The sequence below is a fragment of the Lentzea nigeriaca genome, assembly GCF_016907955.1.
Classification (GTDB): Bacteria; Actinomycetota; Actinomycetes; order Mycobacteriales; family Pseudonocardiaceae; genus Lentzea; species Lentzea nigeriaca.
The window spans coordinates 300,246-324,163 of sequence record NZ_JAFBCX010000001.1 but is presented as its reverse complement, the minus strand read 5'-3'; the positions used below and the strand labels follow the sequence as shown (position 1 = coordinate 324,163).

At 69.6% G+C, this 23,918-nt stretch carries 21 protein-coding genes and 2 pseudogenes; 15 read left to right on the top strand and 8 right to left on the bottom strand.

What is annotated here, in order from left to right:
- The first annotated feature begins 24 nt into the window (after positions 1-24).
- The 3 genes from JOD27_RS01005 to JOD27_RS00995 are packed head-to-tail and all read left to right on the top strand — an operon-like array spanning position 25 to position 4,466.
- Positions 25-1,419 carry a family 43 glycosylhydrolase gene (locus tag JOD27_RS01005; RefSeq protein ID WP_239566270.1) on the top strand — a complete coding sequence of 465 codons (1,395 nt, stop codon included), beginning with the start codon at positions 25-27 and terminating at the stop codon, positions 1,417-1,419.
- A gap of 17 nt (positions 1,420-1,436) precedes the next feature.
- Entirely contained in the window at positions 1,437-2,885 is a 1,449-nt protein-coding gene (locus JOD27_RS46380; RefSeq protein WP_204760206.1) for a glycoside hydrolase family 43 protein, read from the top strand.
- Between the two features lie 21 nt (positions 2,886-2,906).
- Entirely contained in the window at positions 2,907-4,466 is a 1,560-nt protein-coding gene (locus tag JOD27_RS00995) for an alpha-L-arabinofuranosidase B (protein ID WP_307829802.1), read from the top strand.
- An 87-nt stretch (positions 4,467-4,553) separates the two neighbouring features.
- Here the strand turns inward: JOD27_RS00995 and JOD27_RS00990 are convergent, their stop codons facing one another.
- Both JOD27_RS00990 and JOD27_RS00985 read right to left on the bottom strand, forming a co-directional pair.
- Complete coding sequence (locus JOD27_RS00990; protein ID WP_307829801.1) at positions 4,554-5,795, bottom strand: MFS transporter; 1,242 nt, start codon at positions 5,793-5,795, stop codon at positions 4,554-4,556.
- A 35-nt stretch (positions 5,796-5,830) separates the two neighbouring features.
- Positions 5,831-6,787, bottom strand: coding sequence for a LysR family transcriptional regulator (locus JOD27_RS00985; RefSeq protein WP_204760205.1), 957 nt, complete (start codon positions 6,785-6,787; stop codon positions 5,831-5,833).
- 85 nt (positions 6,788-6,872) lie between these two features.
- Here JOD27_RS00985 and JOD27_RS00980 point away from each other — a divergent pair, with 85 nt between their 5' ends.
- The 10 genes from JOD27_RS00980 (at position 6,873) to JOD27_RS00935 (ending at position 16,768) form a co-directional block, all read left to right on the top strand.
- A complete protein-coding gene (locus JOD27_RS00980; RefSeq protein WP_204760204.1) occupies positions 6,873-7,835 on the top strand; it encodes a cyclase family protein in 963 nt (320 codons plus the stop codon).
- A 38-nt stretch (positions 7,836-7,873) separates the two neighbouring features.
- The gene (locus JOD27_RS00975; protein WP_204760203.1) at positions 7,874-9,004 is read left to right on the top strand and encodes an FAD-dependent oxidoreductase; all 1,131 of its coding nucleotides are present in this window, start codon (positions 7,874-7,876) and stop codon (positions 9,002-9,004) included.
- A gap of 19 nt (positions 9,005-9,023) precedes the next feature.
- Positions 9,024-9,962 (top strand): VOC family protein, encoded by a 939-nt coding sequence (locus tag JOD27_RS00970; protein WP_204760202.1) that lies wholly within the window; start codon positions 9,024-9,026, stop codon positions 9,960-9,962.
- 9 nt (positions 9,963-9,971) lie between these two features.
- The gene (locus JOD27_RS00965; RefSeq protein ID WP_204760201.1) at positions 9,972-10,928 is read left to right on the top strand and encodes a fumarylacetoacetate hydrolase family protein; all 957 of its coding nucleotides are present in this window, start codon (positions 9,972-9,974) and stop codon (positions 10,926-10,928) included.
- On the top strand, positions 10,925-11,668 hold the full coding sequence (locus JOD27_RS00960) for an SDR family NAD(P)-dependent oxidoreductase (RefSeq protein WP_307829800.1): 744 nt from the start codon (positions 10,925-10,927) through the stop codon (positions 11,666-11,668). Before JOD27_RS00965 ends, JOD27_RS00960 begins: the two co-directional genes overlap by 4 nt.
- Positions 11,669-11,690: 22 nt before the next feature.
- Positions 11,691-12,851 (top strand): alpha/beta hydrolase family protein, encoded by a 1,161-nt coding sequence (locus JOD27_RS00955; RefSeq protein WP_204760200.1) that lies wholly within the window; start codon positions 11,691-11,693, stop codon positions 12,849-12,851.
- Positions 12,852-12,924: 73 nt separating this feature from the next.
- The gene (locus JOD27_RS00950; protein ID WP_307829798.1) at positions 12,925-14,442 is read left to right on the top strand and encodes a sensor histidine kinase; all 1,518 of its coding nucleotides are present in this window, start codon (positions 12,925-12,927) and stop codon (positions 14,440-14,442) included.
- Positions 14,439-15,110: a response regulator transcription factor gene (locus JOD27_RS00945; RefSeq protein WP_204760199.1), complete on the top strand. Its 672-nt coding sequence runs from the start codon at positions 14,439-14,441 to the stop codon at positions 15,108-15,110. The genes JOD27_RS00950 and JOD27_RS00945 overlap by 4 nt, the downstream gene beginning before the upstream one ends.
- A 63-nt stretch (positions 15,111-15,173) precedes the next feature.
- Entirely contained in the window at positions 15,174-15,797 is a 624-nt protein-coding gene (locus tag JOD27_RS00940) for a DUF2306 domain-containing protein (RefSeq protein WP_204760198.1), read from the top strand.
- Positions 15,794-16,768, top strand: a complete 975-nt coding sequence (locus tag JOD27_RS00935; RefSeq protein WP_204760197.1) for an NAD(P)-dependent alcohol dehydrogenase — start codon at positions 15,794-15,796, stop codon at positions 16,766-16,768. The genes JOD27_RS00940 and JOD27_RS00935 overlap by 4 nt, the downstream gene beginning before the upstream one ends.
- Here the strand turns inward: JOD27_RS00935 and JOD27_RS00930 are convergent.
- Positions 16,720-16,956 carry a hypothetical protein gene (locus JOD27_RS00930; RefSeq protein WP_204760196.1) on the bottom strand — a complete coding sequence of 79 codons (237 nt, stop codon included), beginning with the start codon at positions 16,954-16,956 and terminating at the stop codon, positions 16,720-16,722. The two genes, JOD27_RS00935 and JOD27_RS00930, sit on opposite strands and share 49 nt — an antisense overlap.
- A 501-nt stretch (positions 16,957-17,457) precedes the next feature.
- Here JOD27_RS00930 and JOD27_RS00925 point away from each other — a divergent pair.
- Positions 17,458-18,330: pseudogene (locus JOD27_RS00925) on the top strand (haloalkane dehalogenase); the annotation flags it as partial.
- Positions 18,331-18,384: 54 nt separating this feature from the next.
- Positions 18,385-18,630 (top strand): tyrosine-type recombinase/integrase, encoded by a 246-nt coding sequence (locus tag JOD27_RS45780; protein ID WP_275591542.1) that lies wholly within the window; start codon positions 18,385-18,387, stop codon positions 18,628-18,630.
- 75 nt (positions 18,631-18,705) lie between these two features.
- On the opposite strand, the gene JOD27_RS00915 is transcribed toward JOD27_RS45780, so the two are convergent.
- The 5 genes and pseudogenes from JOD27_RS00915 to JOD27_RS47370 form a co-directional block, all read right to left on the bottom strand.
- Positions 18,706-19,449 carry a thioesterase II family protein gene (locus JOD27_RS00915; RefSeq protein ID WP_204760193.1) on the bottom strand — a complete coding sequence of 248 codons (744 nt, stop codon included), beginning with the start codon at positions 19,447-19,449 and terminating at the stop codon, positions 18,706-18,708.
- Positions 19,449-20,678, bottom strand: coding sequence for a cytochrome P450 (locus JOD27_RS00910; protein ID WP_204760192.1), 1,230 nt, complete (start codon positions 20,676-20,678; stop codon positions 19,449-19,451). The genes JOD27_RS00915 and JOD27_RS00910 overlap by 1 nt, the downstream gene beginning before the upstream one ends.
- Positions 20,675-21,901: a cytochrome P450 gene (locus tag JOD27_RS00905; protein WP_204760191.1), complete on the bottom strand. Its 1,227-nt coding sequence runs from the start codon at positions 21,899-21,901 to the stop codon at positions 20,675-20,677. Before JOD27_RS00905 ends, JOD27_RS00910 begins: the two co-directional genes overlap by 4 nt.
- Positions 21,898-23,118 carry a cytochrome P450 gene (locus JOD27_RS00900; RefSeq protein WP_204760190.1) on the bottom strand — a complete coding sequence of 407 codons (1,221 nt, stop codon included), beginning with the start codon at positions 23,116-23,118 and terminating at the stop codon, positions 21,898-21,900. Before JOD27_RS00900 ends, JOD27_RS00905 begins: the two co-directional genes overlap by 4 nt.
- Positions 23,119-23,138: 20 nt before the next feature.
- A pseudogene (locus JOD27_RS47370) lies at positions 23,139-23,774 on the bottom strand (alpha/beta fold hydrolase); the annotation flags it as partial.
- Positions 23,775-23,918 lie beyond the last annotated feature (144 nt).

Here is a 23,918-nt window from a genome sequence, read left to right as displayed (position 1 = left end):
GCTCAACGAAGATCGGAGCACATCATGGACCGACGAGCGCGTCTGCTCGCGGTGTCCTCTCTCGTCCTCGCCTCGGCGATCACCCTGCCACCGTCGGCGTCCGCAGCCACGTTGCCCACCGGGGCGCGGTCGCTGGAGTCGGTGAACTACCCCGGCAGGTTCCTCCGGCACGCCGACTACCTGGGCCGGCTCGACCCGGTGACCTCTGGCAGCTCGGCGCAGACCAAGTCGGACGCCACTTTCACCGTCGTCAACGGTCTTGCGTCGCCGTCGTGCTACTCGTTCCAGGCCGCCAACGGGATGTTCCTGCGCCACAGGGACCTGCGCGTGCGCCTGGAAGCCAACACGGGCACACCCGTGTTCCGCGAAGACGCGACGTTCTGTCCAACCGACGGTTCGGTGGCGGGCTCGGTGTCGTTGGTGTCGTTCAACTTCCCGGACCGGCGACTGCGGCACCGCGACTTCGAGCTGTGGGTGGAGACCTTCCAGGACACCGAGCGGTTCCGCGCGGACAGTTCCTTCCGGCTGACCGCTCCGTGGACACCGAAGAGCACGAAGGGACCGGTCATCCCCGGCCTGTTCGCCGATCCGCACATCACGTACTTCAACGGCCGGTACTACCTGTACCCGACGACCGACGGCTACGCGAGCTGGTCCTCCCCCTACTACAAGGCGTTCTCCTCGACCGATCTGGTCAACTGGACCGACCACGGCGTGATCCTGGACCACGGGCCGGACGTGTCCTGGGCGGACAACTCGGCGTGGGCGCCGGCAGTCGTCGCCAAGAACGGCCGCTACTACCTGTACTTCAGCGGCGGTGCCGCCTCCGGTGACACGGCCAAGCACCTCGGCGTCGCCGTGTCCGACTCGCCCACCGGCCCGTTCCGCGACGCGCTGGGCAAGCCGCTGGTCCGGGCAGGCGCCTACTCCGGTCAGGCCATCGACCCGGCGGTGTTCACCGACGACAACGGGCAGTCCTATCTGTACTGGGGCAGCGGCGCCGCGCATGTCGTACCGCTGAACGCCGACATGGTCTCGTTCGACCCGGCGGCGGTGCGCACGATCACCACACCGAACTTCCGTGAGGGCTCGTTCGTGTTCAAGCGCAACGGCACGTACTACTTCATGTGGTCCGAGAACGACACCCGTGACGAGAACTACCAGGTCGCCTACGCGACCGGCCCGTCACCGTTCGGACCGTGGACCAAACGCGGTGTCGTGCTCCAGAAGCGCCTCGAGCTCGGCATCAAGGGCACCGGCCACCACTCGGTGGTCCAGGTGCCCGGCACCGACACCTGGCACATCGCCTACCACCGCTTCGCCGTGCCAGGGGGCAACGGCACCAACCGCGAGGTCACCGTCGACCGCATGACGTTCAACGCCGACGGCACCATCGCCCCGATCGTCCCCACCCTCTGATCCGCAGGAGGAAAACCGTGCAACGAACCCTGTCACGCCTGGGTTCCGCCCTGCTCGCAGCGTTGCTGCTGTTCACCGCCCACATCCTCGTCGGGGTGGACCGTGCGTCTGCCGCGGACCCGCTCACCGGTTACCTCATGGCGCACTTCACCGAGGGCACGATCGGGGAACAGATCTACTTCGCCCACAGCAAGGACGGCCTGCACTGGACCGACCTGAACGACGGTGCCCCGGTACTTCTGTCCACTGTGGGCACCAAGGGTGTGCGCGACCCCGCGATCGTCCGCTCCCCCGCGGGCGACAAGTACTGGATCATCGCCACGGACCTGCACACCAGCAGCGGCGAGTCGTGGGACGACGCGGTCAACCGCGGCAGCACCTCCCTCGTCGTCTGGGAGTCAGCGGACCTGGTGAACTGGTCGGCGCCGCGACTGCTGAACGTGGCCGGTGCCATCCCGGGCGCGGGCGACGCGTGGGCACCCGAGGCGATCTTCGACCCGGCCTCGGGCGACTACATCGTCTACTGGGCGACGAACGCGACGCTCAACGGCATCAAGAAGCACCGGATCTACTACACGCGCACGCGTGACTTCCGCACGGTCAGCGCGCCGGCCGTCTACATCGACCGGCCGGGCACGCAGTTCACCATCGACACCCAGATCGTCGAGTCGCCCACCAGCGTCGGCGGCTTCCGCTACTACCGCGCCTCCGCCGACGGGCAGATCACCATCGAGGGCAGCAACTCGATCCTCGGCTCGTGGACGAGGATCGGCGACCTGTCCCACATGGGCATCTCCAACGGTGCCACCGGCGGCAACGTGGTCGAGGGTCCGATGTGGATGAAGTTCAACGACCGCACCGAGTGGGCCCTGTGGCTCGACCAGTTCAAGACCGGCCGCGGGTACATGCCGATCACGTCGGCGAACCTCGGCAGCACCAACAACTTCCGCACTGTGTCGGACTACGCGCTCGGCACCAACCGCAAGCGCCACGGCGGGATCATGAGCCTGACCGCCGCCGAGGAAGGCCGCGTACTGGGCAAGTACGGCGTCAGCAGGCCGATCAACCGCCTGCAGTCGTTCAACTTCTCCGACCGCTTCGTCCGCCACGCCAACTTCGACGTGCGCATCGACGCGAACGTCAGCCCTGTCCAGGACTCCCAGTTCCGGATCATGCCCGGCCTGGCCGACTCCTCAGCCGTGTCGTTCCAGTCCGTCAACTACCCCGGCTACTACCTGCGGCACCAGAACTACGACTTCGTGCTCGCCCCTTACGACGGCACCGCACAGTTCCAGGCCGACGCGACCTTCCGCCAGGTTCCAGGGCTGGCGTCGTCGTCGTGGAGCTCCTTCCAGTCCTACAACCACCCCGATCACTACATCCGGCACTACGCCTACGAGTTGAAGCTCGACCCGATCACCACCGCGACCGGCCGCGGTGACGCCACCTTCCGCGTGACGAGCTGACTCGACAGAGAAGGAGTTCTCGTGATCAATCCACCGCGCCGCGCCCAGCGTGCGCTCCTCGCCGCGGGTGCCACTGCCGCGCTCGCCGCAGGACTGCTCACCTCCACGGCCACCTCGCAGGCCGCCACCCAGGGGCCGTGCGACATCTACGCCGCGGGCAACACCCCCTGCGTGGCCGCGCACAGCACCACCCGCGCCCTGTACGGGGCCTACAACGGCCCGCTGTACCAGATCAAGCGCGCCTCCGACAACACGACCAAGGACATCGGCCTGCTGAACGCCGGAGGTGTCGCCGACGCCGCCGCGCAGGACTCCTTCTGCGCTGGCACCAGTTGCGTCATCACCGTCATCTACGACCAGTCCGGCAAGGGCAACAAGCTCACCCAGGCGCTCAGGGGCTACTGGCCAGGGCCGGCCGAGGGCGGCAACGACAACCTGGCCAACGCCTTCGAGGCGCCGATCACCGTCGGCGGGCACAAGGCCTACGGCGTCTACGTCGCCCCCGGCACCGGCTACCGCAACAACAACACCAACGGCATCGCGACCGGCGACCAGCCGGAAGGCATGTACGCGATCTTCGATGGCACGAACTACAACGGCGGCTGCTGCTTCGACTACGGCAACGCCGAGACGACCGGCAACGACGACGGCAACGGCACCATGGAGGCTCTCTACTTCGGCAACAGCAAGGGCTGGGGCTGGGGCAGCGGCAACGGCCCGTGGGTCATGGCCGACCTGGAGAACGGCCTGTTCTCCGGAGTCAACCGCGGGTTCAACGCGGGCGACCCGACTGTCAACCACCGGTTCCTGACCGCCACCCTCAAGGGCGGCCCGAACCAGTGGGCCATCCGCGGCGGCAACGCCCAGTCGGGCAGCCTGTCCACCTTCTACAACGGCATTCGCCCCACCGTCGGCGGCTACAACCCGATGAAGAAGCAAGGCGCGATCATCCTCGGCATCGGCGGCGACAACAGCAACACCGGCCGCGGCACCTTCTACGAAGGCGTCATGACCTCGGGCTACCCCTCGGACGCCACCGAGAACGCCGTCCAGGCCAACATCACCGCCGCCGGCTACAGCAGTGGATCGACCAGCACCGGCTCACTGACCCCCGGCTCCCGGATCTCCCTGCGGGCCACCACCGCGCCCTGCTGCACCTCGCACTACCTCCGCCACAACGACGCCGACACCAAGGTCGTCATCTCCTCCATCAACTCCTCGAGCTCGGCCACCGACAAGGCCGACGCCACCTGGATCGTCCGCGCCGGCCTGGCCAACACCTCCTGCCTGTCCTTCGAATCCGCGAACAAGCCCGGCCAGTTCCTGCGCCATTACAACTACCAGCTCAACCTGAACGCCGACGACGGCGGCAGCGCGTTCGCACAGGACGCCACCTTCTGCTCCACCACGGGCAACAGCGGCACCGGCAACTCGTTCCAGTCGGTCAACTTCCCGACGAAGTACCTGCGCCACTACAACTACACGGCCTACATCGCCAGCAACGGCGGTACCAACACCTGGGATTCCACGACGTCATGGGCCCAGGACACCAGTTGGCTCACCGCGTCTCCCTGGAGCTGACCAGCGGCCGGTGTTCCCGTCGCGGACGGGAACACCGGCACCGGCTTCATCCACGGGAACCTGTCCACGGCTTTCGGTAAGCCACCCTCAGGCAATGCGGAGGACCCGGACGCCCAGGGCCACGAAAAGGGCGACGGCTCCCACCGCGAGCAAGGCCGCGGACAGGCCACCGAGGGCGCCGGCGAGAGCCAGCACGACGAGCGGGCAGGCGAATTGGCCGATGAACACGGCCGAGGTCCAGATTCCCGTTCCCCGGCCGCGTTGTTCGAAGGTCAGGGAGCCCAGCGCCCAGGTGAGCAGCGCGGGGAGCATCAGGCCGTTGCCCAGTCCGGCGATCACCGCGCTGACGGCGGCGATCGGCAGGGTGCCGGCGAGTGCGAGGCCGAGGATTCCGAGTCCACAAAGGACAAACGCTGCCGGGACGGTGGTCGCCGGACCGAGGCGGGCGACGCGGGCGTACACGGCGGCGGCGATCGCGGTGGCCAGTGAGCCGATGGCGCTGACCGCGCCGATGGTGGCGGTGGACGTGACGCCGATGCGATCGAGCACATAGGACAGTTCGACGATGAGGACGTAGAACACGAGCCCACCGACGAGGCTTACGCCGACCGGGACCAGCAGCGTCCGCCACGGCAGCGCGGGCAGCTTCGCTCGCGGCTGGGCAGGCGGCTGCCAGATGTGGCGGGCGGCCAGGAACGCGAGCGGCAGACTGACCGCGTAGAGCCAGAAAGGGGTGCGCCACCCGTTCGCGCCGAGCAGTCCTCCCACGGCGAAGAACACGGTCGCCGCGACGGTGGTGTACACGACCTGGAGCCCGAAGTAGCGCTGCCGCTGGGAGCCGTGGAAGTAGTCGGCGAGCAGGGTCGTGCAGCAGGTCATGATCGCGGCCTCGGTGAGGCCGACCAGCACGCGGCTGGCGACGATGAGCGGCAGGGAAGCGAGCCACAGCGGCGCGGTGCCGACGACGGCGTAGACGAGCAGGGCGCCGACGAGCAGCCGCTTGCGCCCGAGGCGGTCGATGATGCGGCCGGCCAGGGGCGCGGTGAGACCGATGACGAGGGCGGGCACGGTCAAGACGACGGGCGTGAGTGTGGCGACGCCGGGGGTGCCGGCGAAGGCGTTCTGGATGGCGGGGAGAACGGGTGCGAGCAGCACGGCGCCGAGCACCGACAGGCAGCTGGACAGCAGGAGCACCACGGCTTGGGCCCTGCCGGCGGGTCTGCCGGTGGCCGGGTTCTGGGCAGACGCGGCGACGGGGTGCGCTGAAAGCGTGTGGTCCGACACGGGCATCTCCGGGGGTAGGCGCCGGTCCTCGATGACCTGCGTCACGCCGAAGTGTCGGCAGCCGTGAACGGCCAGGGAAATCACTTCTGCCTAAGTGGACTATCCGTGCCGTCGATGTGGATCTCCTCGCCGGTCATCACCGCGGACGCGCGCACGAAAAGGTCGCGCAGGTAACGATGTTCGGGGTCGTCGTCGTGCATCGGATGCCACCACATGGCCTCCACCAGCGGGCTGACCTCGACCGGGCACGGCAGCACGCGCACGCCGAGCTCGGCAGGCACGCGGTCCGCCAGGCGCCGCTGCAGCAGGGCGACCCGGCCGGTGTCGCGGACCAGACCCGGCACGGTCAGGAACGTCTCCGTGACCACCTGGATGTGCGGCTCGATGCCCGACATCCGCATCTGCCGCACTGCGGGCGTGTACGCGGTAGGCCCGTGGTAGGTGACCACCCACGGCATGGTCGCCAGCTGCGCCACGGTGAGGGCGTCACCCACCTCGTCGTTGCCGGCCGCGACGAGGCACACCCACTCGTCGCGGTAGAGGTCGCGATGGGGCAGGTCCTCGACGAACCCGTGCGGGATGACCATGAGATCGGCGTTGACCAACGTCCTGTGGGCGTCGTCGACCAGCGCAGTCGTGTTGGAGACCATCCGCAGCCTGCTCCGCGGCGCCTCCGCGGCGAGCAGCCCCGCCACCGCCGAACCGAGGGTCGCCACCGCGTAGTCGCTGATCAGCACAGAGAACTCGCGGGCCGACGACGCCCGGTCGAAGTCCGGTTCGGCGGCGAACACCCGCTCCGCACCGGACAGCACCACCCGCACACGTTCCTTGAGCTGGATGGCGAGCGGGGTGAGCCGGTACTGGTTGCCCGCCCTGGTCAGCAGGTCGTCGTGGAAGTGCCGGCGCAGACGGGCGAGCTGGGCCGACACCGCCGGCTGGCTGAGTCCCATCTGCTCGGCGGCACGGGTGACGCTGCGCTGCTGCAGCAACGCGTCCAGCGCCACCAGCAGGTTCAGGTCGAGGCGCGCGAGGTTCACAACCGCAACGGTATCAATGGCAGTGATACCGCACATAGACGAATTCGGCTTCCCTGATGCGCACGCTGACCGCGATCGTCTGGTCATGGACCGGAACGATCCCGAGGGCGCGATCGCGGCGGCGGCCAAGCGGTGCTCCAACTGGGGCCGCTGGGGCGCCGACGACGTCCTGGGCACCCTGAACTTCCTCACCGACGCCAAGCGCAGGGAAGGCGCGGCGCTCGTCCGCAGGGGTGCGAGTTTCTCGCTGGCCCAACGGTTCGACGCGAACGGCCCGCAGCGGGGCTGGCGGCGGCGCACCAACCCGGTGCACACCATGCTCGACACCGGCGTGGACGCCGAACGCGGCACGCAGGGCTTCCCACACGGCATCGGCGGCGCCGACGACGTGATCTTCATGCCGTTGCAGGCCTCGACGCAGTGGGACGGCCTCGGCCACATCTTCGACCACGGGCTGGCCTACAACGGCCGCCGTGCCGGTGACGTCGTGACCAGCGAGGGCGACCGGTTCACCGGCATCGAGACCACGGCGGGGCTGATCGCCGGGCGTGGCGTGCTGCTGGACGTCGGACGTGTGTCCGGAGTGGACGGTGAGCTGCCCGACGGTTTCGCCATCACCGCCGAGCACCTGGAAGCCACGATCGCGGCGCACGGACCCAGTGCGCGGGTCGGCCGGGGTGACCTCGTGCTGGTGCGGACGGGACGGCTGACCAGGGCCAGGCGCGAGGGCTGGGGTGACTACGCGGGCGGCGACTCCCCCGGCCTGTCCTTCACCACGCTGGACTGGCTGCACGACACCGAGATCGCCGGGATCGCGACCGACACGTGGGGCCTCGAGGTGAGGCCCAACGAGTTCGACGGCGCGTTCCAGCCGCTGCACCAGGTGGCGATCCCGCACATCGGCCTGTTCCTGGGCGAGATGTGGGACCTCGACGCGCTAGCCGAGGACTGTGCCGCGGACGGCGTCCACGAGTTCTGGCTGACCGCCGCCCCGCTGCCGGTGACGGGCGCGGTCGGCGCCCCGGTCGCCCCCATCGCAGTCAAGTAGGTCGCAGTCAAGTAGACCGCACGGACGAAGGAGTCCTCATGCCCGCGGTGAACAACGTGCTCGTGATCGGCGGTGGTCTCGCCGGAACGGCCACGGCGATCCAGCTCGCGCGCCACGGTGTGGCCGTCGATCTCATCGAGGCCAAGCCCGACATCGCCGCTATCGGCTCCGGGATCACGTTGCAGGGCAACGCCTTGCGCGAGTTGCGGCGGCTCGGGGTGTGGGAGCGGGTCAGCCGGGCGGGGTACGCGTACGACAGCCTCGGCCTGCGCGCACCCGACCGCGACGGCACCCTGCTCGTCGAGCTGCCGGACGTGCGCAGCGGTGGCCCCGACCTGCCGGCCACGGTGGGCATGCCCCGCCCGCTGCTGGCGCGGATTCTGCTGGACCAGGCGGCCGCGACCGGGGTGAAGACCCGTTTCGGGCTCATGGCGACCAACCTGGAGCAGGACGGCACCGGTGTCGACGTCACTCTCAGCGACGGCTCGAGGAGCCGGTACGACCTGGTGGTCGGCGCGGACGGCATCCGTTCGGCGACCCGCCGGATGGTCGGTATCGAGCTGGAACCGAAGCCGACCGGCATGGGGATCTGGCGCGTGTTCGGCCCGCGCCCGGCGAGCGTGACCCGCACCGACCTGTACTACGGCGGTCCGTGCTACCTCGCCGGGTACACCCCGACCGGCGAGGACTCGCTCTACGCCTACGTCGTCGAGGACGCGGGCGACCACAGTGGACTGACGCCGGCGCAACGGCTGGAAAGAGTGCGTGAGCTCGCCTCCGCGTACCACGGACCGTGGGACGAGATCCGGTCCGCGCTCACCGATCCGAGCCGGGTGAACCACACCAACTTCGAGACCCACCTGCTCCCGGCGCCGTGGCACCGCGGCCGGGTCGTGCTGATCGGCGACGCCGCCCACTCGTGCCCGCCCACCCTCGCGCAGGGCGGTGCCCAGGCACTGGAGGACGCGACGGTACTGACCGAGCTGCTGATCGACGGCGACGCCCTGGACGACACCCTGTGGGACGCCTTCACCGCGCGCCGCCACGGCCGCGCCGCAGAGGTCGTGGCGGCGTCGAACCAGCTCGCCCAGTGGCTGTTCGACCGCGAGCAGGGCGACGCGCCCGGTCTCATCCGCCGCATCGCCGGCCTCGTGTCCACCCCCGCGTGATCGCACTGGAGGAATCACCGTGACCGACCGCCTGATCACCCACCTGAGGCACGTCGACCTCGCCGTGCCCGACCTCGCCCGCCAGCAGGACTTCTTCACCGGTGCCTGGGGGCTGACCGCCGAGCACGGCGACACCGGCATCTCCTTCCTGGCAGCGGAAGGCTCGCCGGAGCAGTACGTGGTCCGGCTGCGCCAGGCCGCCGACAAGCGGATCGACCTGATCGCTTTCGGCGCAGCCGGCCCGTCCGACGTCGACACCCTCGCCGCACGACTGGCCGTCTCGGGTGTCACCCTCGTCAGCGAGCCAGGCGTGCTGCAGACTCCCGGTGGCGGCTACGGGTTCCGCTTCTTCGACAACGAGGGCCGCACCGTCGAGGTGAGCGCCGACGTCGCGATCCGCAAGCACCGCAAGGTGGAGGAGGGCGAGCCCGTCCCGGTGCGACTGTCCCATGTGGTCGTCAACTCCGCCGACCCGGAGGGCACCGTCGCGTTCTACGAGCGTCACTTGGGTTTCCGCCTGTCCGACACGCTGATGCACCCGCGGATGGGCGAGATGATGTGGTTCATGCGGGTGAACTCATGGCACCACAGCATGGCCATCGCCCGCGGCCCGCACCCGTCGTTGCACCACGCGTCCTTCGAGCTGCGCGGCCTCGACGAGTACATGCGAGGCACCGGCCGTCTGCTGCGGGCAGGGGTGGAGAAGATCTGGGGTCCCGGCCGGCACCTGGCGGGCAACAACACCTTCAGCTACTTCCTCGACCCGCACGGCAACACCGTCGAGTACACGACCGAACTGGAACTGGTCGACGAGGACACCTGGCACCCGCACCTCTACGACTTCAGCCGGCCCGAGGTCTCCGACCAGTGGGGCACGGCCAACGCGATGAACGAGTTCGTCGCGCAGAAGTCGTTCAACGACCCGGACAAGGGTCTGTTCGTCGCACCGCCCGTGTGAGGAGTCCCGATGCGTTTCGCCACCTATGAGCTGGACGGCTCGGTGCACGCGGGTGTGGTCGCGGACGACGGCCTGCACGCTCTGCCTCCCGGCACCACCGTCCTCGACCTCGTTCGCGCCGGACTGCCGGCGGCACTGGCCGCCGGTGCCGCCGCGCTCACCGGCCCGCCCGCACCCCTCGGCCGCGCCCGGCTGCTGCCCCCGCTGGCACCGCCCACCATCCGTGACTTCGTGGCGTTCGAGGAGCACGTGGAAGGCGTCGTCGCCAGCGTGTCCGGCGGCTCGGGAGTACCCGCGGAGTGGTACGAAGCGCCGACGTTCTACTTCACCAACCCCTACGCCCTGATCGGCGCCCACGACGACGTCCCGGTACCACCAGGCTCGCGACTGCTCGACTTCGAACTGGAGGTGGCGGCGGTCATCGGCCGCGACGGGTCTTCGCTGACGCCTGCTCAGGCCCGTGACGCGATCTTCGGCTATACCGTGTTCAACGACTGGTCAGCCAGGGACCTGCAACGCCGCGAGATGAAGGTGAACCTCGGCCCGGCCAAGGGAAAGGACTCCGCCACCACGCTCGGCCCGTGGCTCGTGACGGCCGACGAGCTCGAGCCGTTCCGCGACGAGGAAGGGTTTCTCGCGCTGAACATGCGGGTCTCGGTCAACGACGTCGAGATCGGCCACGACCTGCTGTCGAACATGGGGTGGCCGTTCGAGGAGCTGGTCTCCTACGCCTCACGCGGCACCTGGGTCCGCGCGGGCGACGTGCTCGGGTCCGGCACCTGCGGCAACGGCGGCTGCCTCGCTGAGCTGTGGGGCAGGCGCGGCGAGCAGGACCCGCCTGCGCTGCGGCCAGGTGACGTCGTCGAGATGACCGTCGAGGGCATCGGGACCATCCGCAACCGGGTCGTCGCGGGGATCGAACTGCCGCCGGTCCGCGCTGCCCGTTCCCGGACGCGTGCCCGGTGACCGGCCGGGTGGTCGGGAAGGTCGTGCTCGTCACCGGGTCCGGTCGTGGGCTGGGCGCGGCGGTGGCACGTCTGCTCGTCGCGGAAGGCGCCGAGGTGATCGGCGTCGACCTCGGCACCTCCGAGGAGTCCGATGTGGACTTTCACCGCCTCGACGTCACCGACCCGGACGGCTGGTCCGATCTCGCCGCCCACGTCGCCCGGCGGTACGGGCGGATCGACGGCCTGGTCACCAGTGCGGGCATCACCCTGCGCCCGCGGCTGGGCGACCTCGATCCGGCGGACCTCGCCCGCGTCCACGCGATCAACGTCGGCGGCGTGCTGCTGGCCGTCCAGTCCGTGCTGCCGCTGATGAGCGCCGGCGGCTCGATCGTCACCCTCGGCTCGGCGGCGGCGCTGACCGGGCACTACCCGCTCGCCTACACCACCAGCAAGTGGGCCGTGCGAGGACTGACGAAAAGCGCCTGCCTGGAGCTCGGTGGTCGCGGCATCCGCGTGAACGCCGTGCATCCCGGCTACATCGAGACACCCATGACCGCGTCGGCGTCCCCGGCGTTCCGCGACGCGAACATCGCCGAGACACCGTTGGGCCGCACCGGATCCGCCGACGAGGTCGCGCCGCTGGTGGTGTTCCTGATCAGCGACGACGCCTCGTTCATCACCGGCGCCGAGATCCCCGTCGACGGCGGCCTGACCGCCCACGGCGGAGTGAAGTCGATCAGCGACGCCCTCCGCCCCTGACACCCGCACGAAAGGATCGACCGTGTTCGAGTACTTCCCCGGCAACTACGTGTGGAACCTGAGCGTCGTGGCAACGCTCAACAGCGGCGGCCTGATCGACGAGGTCGACCGCGCCTGCCGGCCGATCCGCGAGGCGGCCGGACGCGGTGAGGACGCCGGCACCGCCGAGTTCCTCCATGCGTGGACACAGCTGGCCGACACCCTGGTCAGCCAGGCGGAGGCGGCGGAGAAAGCCGGCCGAACCCGCAACGCTGGCCGCCTCTACGCGCGGGCGACGAACTACCTGGTGCAGGCCGAACGCATGCAGAGCGCGTCCTCCCCCGTCCGCATCACCACCTACGAGCGCTGCCTCGACCTCATGCAGAAGTCCTTCGCTCTGGCGGATCCCCGCACCAGCCGGGTCTCCATCCCCTTCGGGGACACCACATTGCCCGCCTACTTCACCAAGGCACCCGCGGCCGACCACGGCCCGGCCCCCGTGATGATCATGTGGAACGGCCTGGACAGCACGAAGGAGCACATCTACCTGTCCGGGATCTCCGACGAGCTCGCCGCACGCGGCATCTCGACCCTCATGGTCGACACCCCCGGCTCCGGCGAGGCGCTGCGCCTGGGCGGCCTGACGTCACGGATCGAGACGGAGGTGTGGGCCGCCGCGTGCGTCGACCACCTGGAGACCCGCGACGACGTCGACCCGCGACGAATCGGCCTGGCCGGATGGTCGCTCGGCGGTTACTACGCCCCACGAGCGGCCGCGTTCGAGAAGCGCCTGGCGCTCGTCGTCGCCTGGGGCGCCAACCACGACTGGGGCGCGGTGCAGCGCCGCCGCGTCGAACGCGAGGGCGAACGTCCGGTCCCCCACTACTGGGAACACGTCCTGTGGGTGTGGGGCTTCGACGACCTCGACTCCTTCCTCACCTACGCCGACGACGTGCACCTCGACGGAGTCGTGGAGAAGATCACCGTGCCGTTCCTGATCTGCCACGGCGAAAACGACCGGCAGATCCCTCTCGCCTACGCACACCGCTCCTACGACCAGGCGGTCAACAGCCCCAAGCGCGAGCTGCGGATCTTCACCGGCGCCGAGGGCGGCGCGGAGCACATCGGACTGGACCACCTGCCATACGTCCGGGACTTCGTCGCCGACTGGGTGGAGGAGACCTTCGCGAGCGTGCCGAGCTGACGTTCCGCTCGTCTGGCGTCGCGCTCGATCGCCGCGAGCTCGCGCCGGTTCGAACATCCGCGGGAGTGAGATCGTGTCGTCAAGCCGGTGGCTGAAGGTGCCGCTCGAACCGCACGGTCCCCCGCTGGCGGACCGTGCCCACCGAGCGGACGGTGCTGGTCGTCGTCCACACCTCGCCTCCGGCATGTGCACCACGATCTCGATCATCATGATCAACACGATGCGGCCCGTGGTGTTCGTGCGCGAACTCGGGCTGTCCGCCGCGGCACTCGGGCTCTTCCTCGCGGTCGGTGGTGCCGGCGCACTGGCCGGGTCCTGTCCGCACGGCTCGTCGCCGCCCGACAACGTCATCAACCTCAGCTTCCGGAAATCGGCGGCCCCAGCACACCTCCTTGGCCGGGGCCGGACGAGAGACTCGGGAGTTCAGGGCCTTTGCTGCGTACTTTCGGCTGATCTGCGAGGGTGGGGCTGCTCTTACCATGGGCGGGTGCTCGCCCTTGTTCGTTCTGTCTGGCTGGAACCCCGGCCCGCCCCTGCGCCGACGCGGGTGTGGCGGGACTGGGTGCTGGTCGGCGTGCTGGTGCCGGCCGCGGTGCTCGAAGGCCTGCTTCGACCCGATCTCCAGTGGCGGCCGCTCTCCATAGCCGTGACGGCAGGGCTGGTGGCGACGCTGCTGTGGCGACGGTCCAGGCCGCTGCTGATGGTGGTCGTCTCGTTCGGTGTGTGTGAGCTGTCGTCGCTGGTGGTGGGTACCGAGTTCCCCCAGCAGTACGCGCTGGTCCACCAGGTGTTGCTGCCGTACGCGCTGTTCCGCTGGGGATCCGGGCGCGAGGCGGTGCTCGGCGTCGGGGTCATGCTGGGCAAGATCGGCCTCTCCGCGACTCTGGGTCATCTGCTCCCGACGGACGCGCTCGGCGGTGTTGTCGTGCTGGGTTCCGCGATGGCGCTCGGTACGGCGTTCCGGTTCCGGTCAAGGGCCCGGACTCGCGAACTGGACCAGGTGAAGCTGCTCGAGCGGGAACAACTGGCCCGCGACCTGCACGACACGGTCGCGCACCACGTCTCGGCCATGGCCATCCGGGCGCAGGCGGGGATCGCGATGGCGGACTCGGATCCGCACGCCGCGGTCGACGCGTTGCGCCTCATCGACGCCGAGGCAGCAAGCGCGCTGGACGAGATGCGTGGCATGGTGCGGCTTCTGCGCACCGAGGCCGACCTGTCCCCCGGCCCCCGCGTCGCCGATCTCGAACGGCTCGCCACCCGTTCCCGGCCGCCGGTGGACGTGGCGATCGTCGGGGACGCCGGTGGTCTGCCGTCACCGGTCAGCGCCGCCGTTTACCGCCTCGCGCAGGAGGCGGTCACGAATGCCCGACGGCACGCGAAACACGCGACGCGCATCGAGGTGCGTGTCGAGGTCGACGAGAGCGCGGTGCGCCTTCGGGTGAGCGACGACGGCCAGCTCCGCCCCGCCGGCTCACCGGGGTACGGACTCGTCGGCATGATCGAACGCGCCAGCCTGCTCGGCGGCACGTGCGAGGCCGGTCCGAACGCGGGACAGGGCTGGACCGTGACGGCCGTGCTGCCGAGATGACCATCAAAGTGATCGTCGCCGACGACCAGGAGATCGTGCGAACAGGCCTCGCGATGATTCTCGGCGCACAACCCGACATCGAGGTCGTCGGTCAGGCCGCGGACGGGCGGGAGGCCGTCGAACTCGCCCGGCGGCTGCGACCGGACGTGTGCCTGTTCGACATCCGGATGCCCGAGCTGGACGGCATCGAGGCGACCCGCAGGCTCGCCGGGCCCGGCGTCGAGGACCCGCTCGCCGTGGTCGTCATCACCACGTTCGACCTCGACGAGTACGTCTACGCCGCACTGCGTGCCGGCGCGCTGGGTTTCCTGCTCAAGAACGCGGGCGCCGACATGCTGTCGCAGGCCGTACACGCGGCCGCGGCCGGTGACGCGCTCATCGCACCCAGCGTCACCGCGCGCCTGCTGGCGACCTTCGCCGCCGCCGGGCCCGCCGCGCCGCCGCCGCAACCCGTCGACCCGCTCACGGACCGGGAGGAACAGATCCTCGCCGCCGTCGCCAGAGGACGGACCAACAACGAGATCGCCGGCGAGTTCTACATCACGCTCAGCACGGTCAAGTCACACATCACCAGCCTGATGACGAAGCTCGGCGCACGCAACCGGGTCGAGATCGCCATGTGGGCCTACGAGACCGGCCGAAAGTACGACACCGCCACCGGACCTTAGGACGACACGGCCGCGGCCCAACTTCCGATGAGCCGCAGGGGTTCCGACCGGCACGCTGTGCGCATGACCACGACGCGAACGCGGCCCAGACCCCAGTGGCGGGTACCGGCCCTGCTCATCCTGCTCAGCGCGGTACCGGTGGTGGCCGGTGCCTTCCGGGTCGCACAATTGACCGGTGGGGCGCGGATCACGGCGGAGAACGCCAGGTTCTTCGCCGCGCCCGTACCGGTCCTGCTGCATATCGTGGGCGCGACCACGTTCTGCGTGCTCGGCGCGTTCCAGTTCGTGCCAGGCCTGCGGCGCCGCGCCTGGCATCGGCTCGCCGGACGCGTGGTCGTCCTCAGTGGACTCGTCGCAGCCCTGGCCGGCCTGTGGCTGACGGTGTTCTTCCCGAACCCCGGTGGCGACCTGATCAACGCCTTCCGCCTGGTGTTCGGCTCGGGCATGGCCACCTCGCTCGTCCTGGGGCTGACCGCGATCCGCCGCCGGAACGTGATCGCCCACCAGGCGTGGATGCGCCGCGCCTATGCGATCGGCGCCGGGGCGGGCACCCAGGCGGTGGTCACGGCGGTCTGGTTCGCAGCCGTCGGCACGCCCGGCGCCCTGGTCGGCGAACTGCTGCTGATAGCCGGCTGGGTGATCAACCTCGCCGTCGCGGAATGGCTCAACCTCAAGGAGAAGAGATGAAGGCGATCGTGCAGGACCGGTACGGCGTGCTGGAGTTCGGGACCGCGGACGTCCCGGTGACCGGGGACGACGACGTGCTGGTGGAGGTGCGGGCCTCCTCGGTCAACGCCTGGGACTGGCACGTGATGCGAGGCGACCCGTACCTCGCCCGCTTGACGATGGGAATCCGCCGCCCCAAGCGCCGGATCCGGGGCAGGGACTTCGCGGGCACGGTGACGGCCGTCGGGAGGAACGTCACGAGGTTCCGACCGGGCGACGAGGTGTACGGCGACCTCGGCCGGCTCGAAGGCGCGTTCGCCGAGTACGTGGCCGTCCCGGAAGGCCAGGCCGACCGGAAACCGGTGAACCTGACCTTCGGCGAGGCGGCCGCGGTCCCGCTCGCGGCCAACACCGCGCTCATGGGACTCCGCGATGTCGCGAAGGTCCAACCGGGACAACGGGTTCTGATCAACGGAGCGTCGGGCGGGGTCGGCACGTTCGCCGTGCAGCTCGCGAAGTCCTTCGGTACCACCGTGACCGCGGTGTGCAGCACGCGAAACGTGGAGATGGTCCGGAATCTGGGCGCCGACCACGTCGTCGACTACACGCAGCAGGACTTCACGCGCGCCCACGAACGGTACGACGTGGTTTTCGACCTGGTGGGCAACCACTCGCTGCGGTCGCTCCGCCGTGCGCTGACCCCGTCGGGACTCCTGATGATCGCCGGCGGTGGTGTCTCCCGCGGCGGCAGCCTCTTCGGCCCGGTGGGCTTGGTGATCAGGGCGAAGCTGCTGGCGCCGTTCGCCCGCCGACGCGTGGTCGTGCACTCCGAGACGCCCAGCTGGACGAACCTGGCCGCACTGCGGGAACTCATCGAGGCCGGTCAGGTCACCCCGATCATCGACCGCACCTATCCGCTGAGCGAAACGGCGTCTGCCATCGACTACGTCGAGATCGAGCACGCCCGCGCGAAGGTCGTCATCTCGGTGTGACCGTGAACGTCCGGACCCGCCTGGCGACCGCGCGGGCGGAAGCCCTCGACCACGAGCCGCCCGTCGTCGCTGGTCCACTTGCGACCCTGGCCGCGGCCGCACAGGGTGATCCGGTCGTCATCGCGGATCGGCCGCAAGAACGGCCTCGCCGGCAGCACGGTCGAGACCATCAGGAAGATCCCGACCATGATGCTCGCCGACGCGGCGCATCATCCCGGTGAGTCCAGTGCACGCCCGACGGCGAGGCAGGCGCAGTCATCAGCGCAAACCAGCTGTCGTCACACATTCCTTACTGCTGGTGATGCTTCCTTCCGGGGTCGTTGATCGTTGGCCTCTGTCGCCCGAACCCGATGTCGACCACGGGTGTGATCGAGCAGGCCTGCTCCGGGATCGATCTCGGTGAGCTCGGTCACTTTCACCCTGGTTCCCAATACTTTCCTCTGGGTACCTACTAGCTCCTCGACAGTAAATTGGCCGAGTCAGAAAACGACCTCGGACTCGAGAGCGAACATGATCGTGGTAGCCGGAGCGACAGGGAACACGCCCTGCCTGAGCCGGTCGCCGAATGTTCGGCGCGCAAGATCGCTGCCGTCAAGTGACCCGCGGGAAGGCGAAGCCGTTGATCGAGATCGCGATGGACCGCCCGCTGGGTCTCGACATCTGACGCTCACTCAACGCGACAAGAGGAATTTCTCATGCCTACCAAGAATGTTCTCGACTCGACGATGTTCCATCGAGAGACCGGAACCGGGTCGCCGATCGTCTTCCTGCACGGCAATCCCACGTCGTCGTACGGGTGGGTGCCTATCATGTCGGCCGTCGGCGACCCAGGCAGACGACTGGCGCCGGACCTGATCGGCATGGGTGACTCCGGCAAGCCGGACATCGACTACACCTTCGACGATCACGCCCGTTATCTGGACGCCTGGTTCGACGCGCTTGGCCTCGACGACGTCGTACTGGTCGGTCATGACTGGGGCGGCGCGCTCGCCTTCGACTGGGCCGCACGCCATCCCGGCCGCGTACGGGGCATCGCGTTCACCGAGACAATCGTGAAGCCGATGTCCTGGCAGGAATTCCCGGAGGCCGGCCGTGACCTGTTCCGGTCGATCAAGACGCCTGGGGTGGGCGAGACGATGATGCTGGACCAGAACGCGTTCATCGAGTCACTGCCCAGCATGACAGCCAGGCTCACCGATGAGGACTTCGAAACCTATCGCAAGCCGTACCCCACGCCGGCCAGCCGCCGACCGCTGCTGCGCTGGGCACGATCGATGCCGCTGGACGGCGAGCCTGCCGACGTCGTGGCCAGGGTCGATCGCTACGACGAGTGGCTCGCGGCCAGTAACGACGTGCCCAAGCTGCTGATCACCTTCCAGCCCCTCTTCGGCGCGATGATGACCCCGGAGCTCATCGACTGGTGCGCCGCCAACATCGCCAGTCTCGACATCGCCGCGCACGATCTCGCCTCCGGCCACCAAACCCCGGAGGACCAGCCCGAAGCAATCGCCACCGCCATCGTTTCCTGGCTGGACAAGCACGACCTGCGAGCAGCTGGGTGAGCGGTCACGATCGGCTTCTGTCGATCGTGCTGCCGTGGCCGCGAACCTTCCTCCTTGTCGAGAAAGGTTCGTCCGTGCCCTCGCACACCAAGGGCTGTCCGGCTCGATGGGCACGACCTGCGTCACCTCGTCGCGACCACGATGCTCAGCTCGCAAGTTCCTTTGGCCATGGCATCCAGGACACTGCGTCACTCGACCTTGTCGACGGCAACGGAGATCTACGGCCACCTGCTCCGGCACGTCGCACTCGACGCGGTGAAGGCGATCGAGACGGCACTGAGAGAACGAGAACCTGCCTGAGCGAGGAACGCGGTCTCGGGCTGCCGGAAGTCCGCCGGCCAGGGCACAGTGCGGCCAGCGGACCTCCTGGCGTGGTCAGGCGCTGACTGCGCCCGCCAGCCGTCCGGTGATGGTCCGCAGCAGCACGTCCTGGTGGCGGGTCAGGAAGAAGTGCCCGCCGGGCAACGGGATCAGCTCGAAGCCGCCGGTGGTGTGCTCGGTCCACGCCTCCACGTCCGGCATCGGTGCGACCGGGTCCTCGGTGCCGGTGAAGGCCACCACGGGCGTCGAGAGCAGTGCGCCGGGTTCGTGGCGGTAGGTCTCTACTGCGCGGTAGTCGTTGCGCAGCACCGGGAGGATCATGCGCACGACCTCCTCGTCGCCCAGCAGGTCGGTGTCCGTGCCGCTCAGACGGCGGACCTCGGCGATCACGCCCTCGTCGGAGCGGGTGTGGACGCGGTCGTCGCGGTAGCGGTCGGGGGCGCGGCGGCCCGAGACGAACAGGACCTCCGGGGCGGCGCCCGCCGCTTCCAGGCGCCTGGTCACCTCGTAGGCCACCATTGCGCCCATGCTGTGGCCGAACAGGGCCGTCGGCAGCGAGGACTCCTGCCGCAGCAGGGCGGTGATCTGGTCGGCCAGCTCGCCGATGGTCGGCACGAACGGTTCGTGGCGGCGGTCCTGGCGGCCTGGGTACTGCACCGCCAGGACCTCGACGTCCGGGGCCAGGGCTCGGGACACCGGGAAGTAGAACGACGCCGAGCCGCCCGCGTGCGGCAGGCACACGAGGCGTGCGCCGGGTGCCGCGGACGGGTGGAAGCGCCGGAACCAGGCGTTCTCCATCACCACGTCACCGGCAGCTCGGCCACGCGGTACACGCCCAGGCCGCCCGGCGGCACGTCTTCCGCGGGCACGGCCAGGCGCAGGCCGGGCAGGCGCGCGAACAGGGTCGAGAAGACGACCTCCAGGGCGGCGGTGGCGAAGTTCATGGCCACGCACTGGTGCGGGCCGTGGCCGAACGTCAGGTGCGTCTTGTCGTCACGGCGCAGGTCCAGCTCGTCCGGCGACGGGAAGGCCTCGGGGTCGCGGTTGACCGCGGGGGTGGCCAGGATGACGCCCTCGCCCGCGCGGATCGTCTGGCCGCCCACCTCGATGTCCTCGGTGGCGAGGCGCGAGATGATGTCGCCCGCGGAGATGTAGCGCAGCAGCTCCTCGACGGCGCGCGGTGCGGCGCCGACCGGGTCCTCGCGCAGGATGTCCGCCTGTGCCGGGTTGTTCAGGACGGCGAACGCGCCCAGCGAGATCATCGTCATGGTCGACTCGTTGCCGGACACCGTCACCAGCATCGCCGAGTTCAGCAGCTGCTGGAAGCCGATCTCGCCCGGCCGTTCGTCGAAGCTCGTGACCATGTGCGTGGCCAGGTCCTCACCCGGCTCCGCGCGCTTGCGGTCGAAGAGCTTCGTGTAGAAGTCGCTCAGGGTGTAGATCGCCGGGATCATCATGTCCGGCCGCGTCGCCAGGTACTGGACGTGCTCGGTGTAGACCCCGCGGTCCTCCTCGGGCACGCCGAAGAGCTCCGCCATCATCATCGACGGGAACGGCACGGCGAACTGCGAGACCAGGTCGGCGCTGGTGCCGCCGGCCAGCATGCCGTCGATCAGCCCGTCGACGATCCGCTGGATCCTCGGACGCATCAGCTTGGCCTGCCGCATGGTGAAGCTCGGGATCACCAGTCGACGCTGGGCGTTGTGCTCGGGGTCGTCGAGCTGCGCGAACGTCAGCGCGTCGCCCTCGGGCACCGGCTGAGGCATGCCCGTGCCGGGCATGATCTTGGCGTTGTTCGGGAAGTCCGGGTGCGAGCGGGCGGCGGACAACCGCGGGTCGGCGAGCAGCGAGCGGGCCTCCGCGTAGCCGGTGACGACCCAGGCCGTCTTCTCGTCGACGAGCTTCACCTTGGACAGCGGTGCCGTCCGATGCAGCTCCGCGTATCCGGCGGGCGGCTGGTACGGGCACTTGCCGCGCGGCAGCGGGAAAGCCGGCAGCGCGGTCGTGTTGTCGAGGGTGTCGGTCATGCCGGATCTCTCCGATCGGTTGTGGTGGTGCTGACGACCAGCGGGACCCGCTTCGGTGCGAACAGCAGATGGGATTCCCGGTACTCGACGACGTCGTCGACCGTCCACACGGGAACGCGGTCGAACAGGGCGTTCAGCGCGCCGGCCACCTCCACGCGGGCGAGCGTCGCGCCGAGGCAGAAGTGGATGCCGTGGCCGAACGTCAGGTGCCGGTTCGGGCTGCGGTGGATGTCGAACCTGTCCGGTTCGGCGAACACGGCGTCGTCGTGGTTCGCCGAGAGCATCCACGGCACGACGACCGCGCCCGCCGGGATCGGGTGCCCGGCGATCTCGGTGTCGGCCGTGGTGTAGCGCTGCAGGCGCGTCGACGGCGGACGGCACCGCAGCACCTCCTCGACCGCGCCGGGGATCAGTGAGCGGTCGGTCCGGACGGCCGCCTGCGCCTGCGGGTGCTCGGCGAGCAGCACGAGGGCATGGCCGAGCACCGCGGCGGTGGTGAGGTGGCCCGCCTGCAGGATCTGCACCGCCAGGCTGGCGACCTCGGGGTCGGTCAGCCGCTGGCCGTCCAGTTCCGCCCGCACCAGGTCGTTGATCAGGCCCGGTGCGGACTCGGCGCGGCGCCGTGCGCACAGCTGCAGCAGGTAGCCCATCAGTTCGAGGAACGGGCCGCCCAGCGCGTTGTCCGCGGCCGCGCGCACCGCCGCGGAGTCCGTGAGGTTCGGCGGTTCGATGTCCATGATCTGCTCGACCAGCGTCCGGAACGCGCCCGCGTCGGCGGCGGGGATCCCGAACAGCTCGGCGATCATGATCGCGGGCAGGTCGACGGTGAAGTGCTCGACGGCGTCGAAACCGCCTGCCGGCGCGCGATCCAGCAGCTCGTCGGCGATCTCGGCGACCCGCGGGACGAGGTCGCGCATCTTGCGGGGCGTGAACGCCTGGGCCGCGAGCCGCCGCAGCTTGCCGTGCTGCGGCGGGTCGGTGACGAGCATCATCCCCTCGGTCATGTTCGGCACGTCCGCCGGCAGCACGTGGGCCGGGTTGCTGGAGAACGTGGCCGGGTCCTTGGTGACCCGCTCGACGTCGGCGAAGGAGAAGACGTGGTGGTTGCCGAACGCGTCGACGTGCACCTCGCCCCGCTCCCGCATGCGCCGCAGCCAGGCGAGCTGGTCCGCGAGGCCGAACCGCGCCGAAGGGATGTCCTCAGTGGACAGTGAACCGGTCACGCCCGCTTCACCCGGACGCGGACCGACTTCGGCGTGAACAGCTCGCTCTCGTAGAACTCGACCGGCTCGTCGGTGACGACCTCGATCGCGCTGTAGCGGTCGAGCAGTGCGGCGAGGCCGAGCTTCGCCTCGGTCTTGGCCAGCGCCGCGCCGAAGCAGTAGTGGATGCCGTGACCGAACGTGAGGTTGCGGGAGGCGCCGCGGTCGATGTCGAACGTGTCCGGGTCGGTGAACTCGGCCTCGTCGTGGTTGGCCGAGAGCAGCGACAGGAAGACCATGCTCTTCGCCGGGATCTGCACGCCGCCGAGCTCGGTGTCCTTGGTGGTGAACCGCTGCAGGCGCGGCACGGGCGGGGTGAACCGCAGGACCTCGTCGACCGCGGCGGGGATCAGGGCATGGTCGGCGCGCAGCCTGGCCTCGATCTCCGGGTTCTCGGCCAGCTTCAGCACGGAGTTGGCCAGCACCGACGCCGACGTGATGTGCCCTGCCTGCAGCAGCTGGATGGCGAGGTTGACCGCCTCGTGGTCGGCGAGCCGCTCACCGTCCACTTCGGCCTGGAGCAGGTCGCTGATGAAGCCGTCACGCGGGTTCGCGCGCAGCTCGGCGCACAGGCCGGACATGTACTGCTGCATCTGCACGAGCGGGCCGAACAGGGCGGCCTGCAGGGCGGCGTCCATCTCGGCCGCGTCGTTCGGGTTCGGCACGGTGACCTGGAGCAGCTGCTCGGTCCAGGTGATGAACTGCGGCAGGTCGGTCTTCGGGATGCCGAGCAGCTCCGAGACCACGACCAGCGGCAGGTACTGCGAGAACGCCGTGACGAAGTCGAACTCGTCCTCCGGCGCGGCGTCGAGCAGCTCCTCGGCGATGCCCGAGATGCGCTCGTTGAGGTCCTTGACGCGCTTCGGGGTGAACGCCGCGCTCGCGATCCGGCGGACCTTGGTGTGCGCGGGCGGGTCCATCACCGCGAGCATGCCGGCGGACAGCTCGGCGGCGGCCTGCGGCATCACGTGCGACGGGTCGCTGGAGAACGTGCCGGGGTCGGCCAGCGCCTGCTGGACCTCCGCGTGGGTGAACACGTGGTGCATGCCGAACGGGTCGCGCAGCACCGGGTTGGCTGCGCGCATGCGGCCCAGCCACGGCAGCGTGTCCGACAGTCCGAACCGGACGGACGGGGGCAGCAGCGCGGGGTCGAACGCGGGCATGACGAACTCGGTCATCTTCTTCCTCTTCCTTGGCATCAAAGCTGTTCGAGCCACGTGCGAACGGCGTCGGCGCTGGCCGCGGCGTGACCTTCCATCATCGACCAGTGGTTGCCGGGGGTGTCCACGCCGACGTGCGGCGCGGTCCAGTTCGGCCGCCAGGCGTCGCCGGACTCCCCTTCACCGCTCACCGACTGCAGGGACTCGGTGGCGCGCACGAACAACGTCGGCACGGTCGTGTCCTCCGGCTCCCAGTCCGCGAACACCCGGAAGTAGCAGCCCATGCCGGTCAGCCGCAGGTCGTCGATCCCGCCGACGGCCTCCTCGCGGTCCTGGGCGCTGGTCACGAAGGTGCTCTTGAACCGGTCGATCTGCCCGCTCTGCGGCAGGTAGGTGTCCATCAGCACGATGCCCTCCGGCGGCGAGCCGAGCCGCTCCAGGTGGGTGGCCACCGCGTGCGCCAGCCAGCCGCCGGACGAGTGGCCGAGCAGCACGAACGGCGTGCCGCCCGCGCGGTTCCAGACCAGCTCCGCCTGCAGTTCGACGGTCGCCTCCACCGACGCCGGCAGCAGTTCGCCCGGCCGGAAGCCCGGTGCGGGCACCATGGTGACCTCGCGTTCGCCGCGGAACCCGGCGGCGAACCGCGCGTACTGCTGGGCCCCGGTGATCGCGACGGGTGCGGCGAAGCAGAGCAGGTCCGGCGTCCGGTCACCGCGGGCGAGCCGCACCGGCTCCGGCAGCTGCTTCACTTCATCGATGCGGTCGAACGACGGCCTGAGCCGGGACGCCGCCTTGATGAACTCGACGGCCTCGGCGAT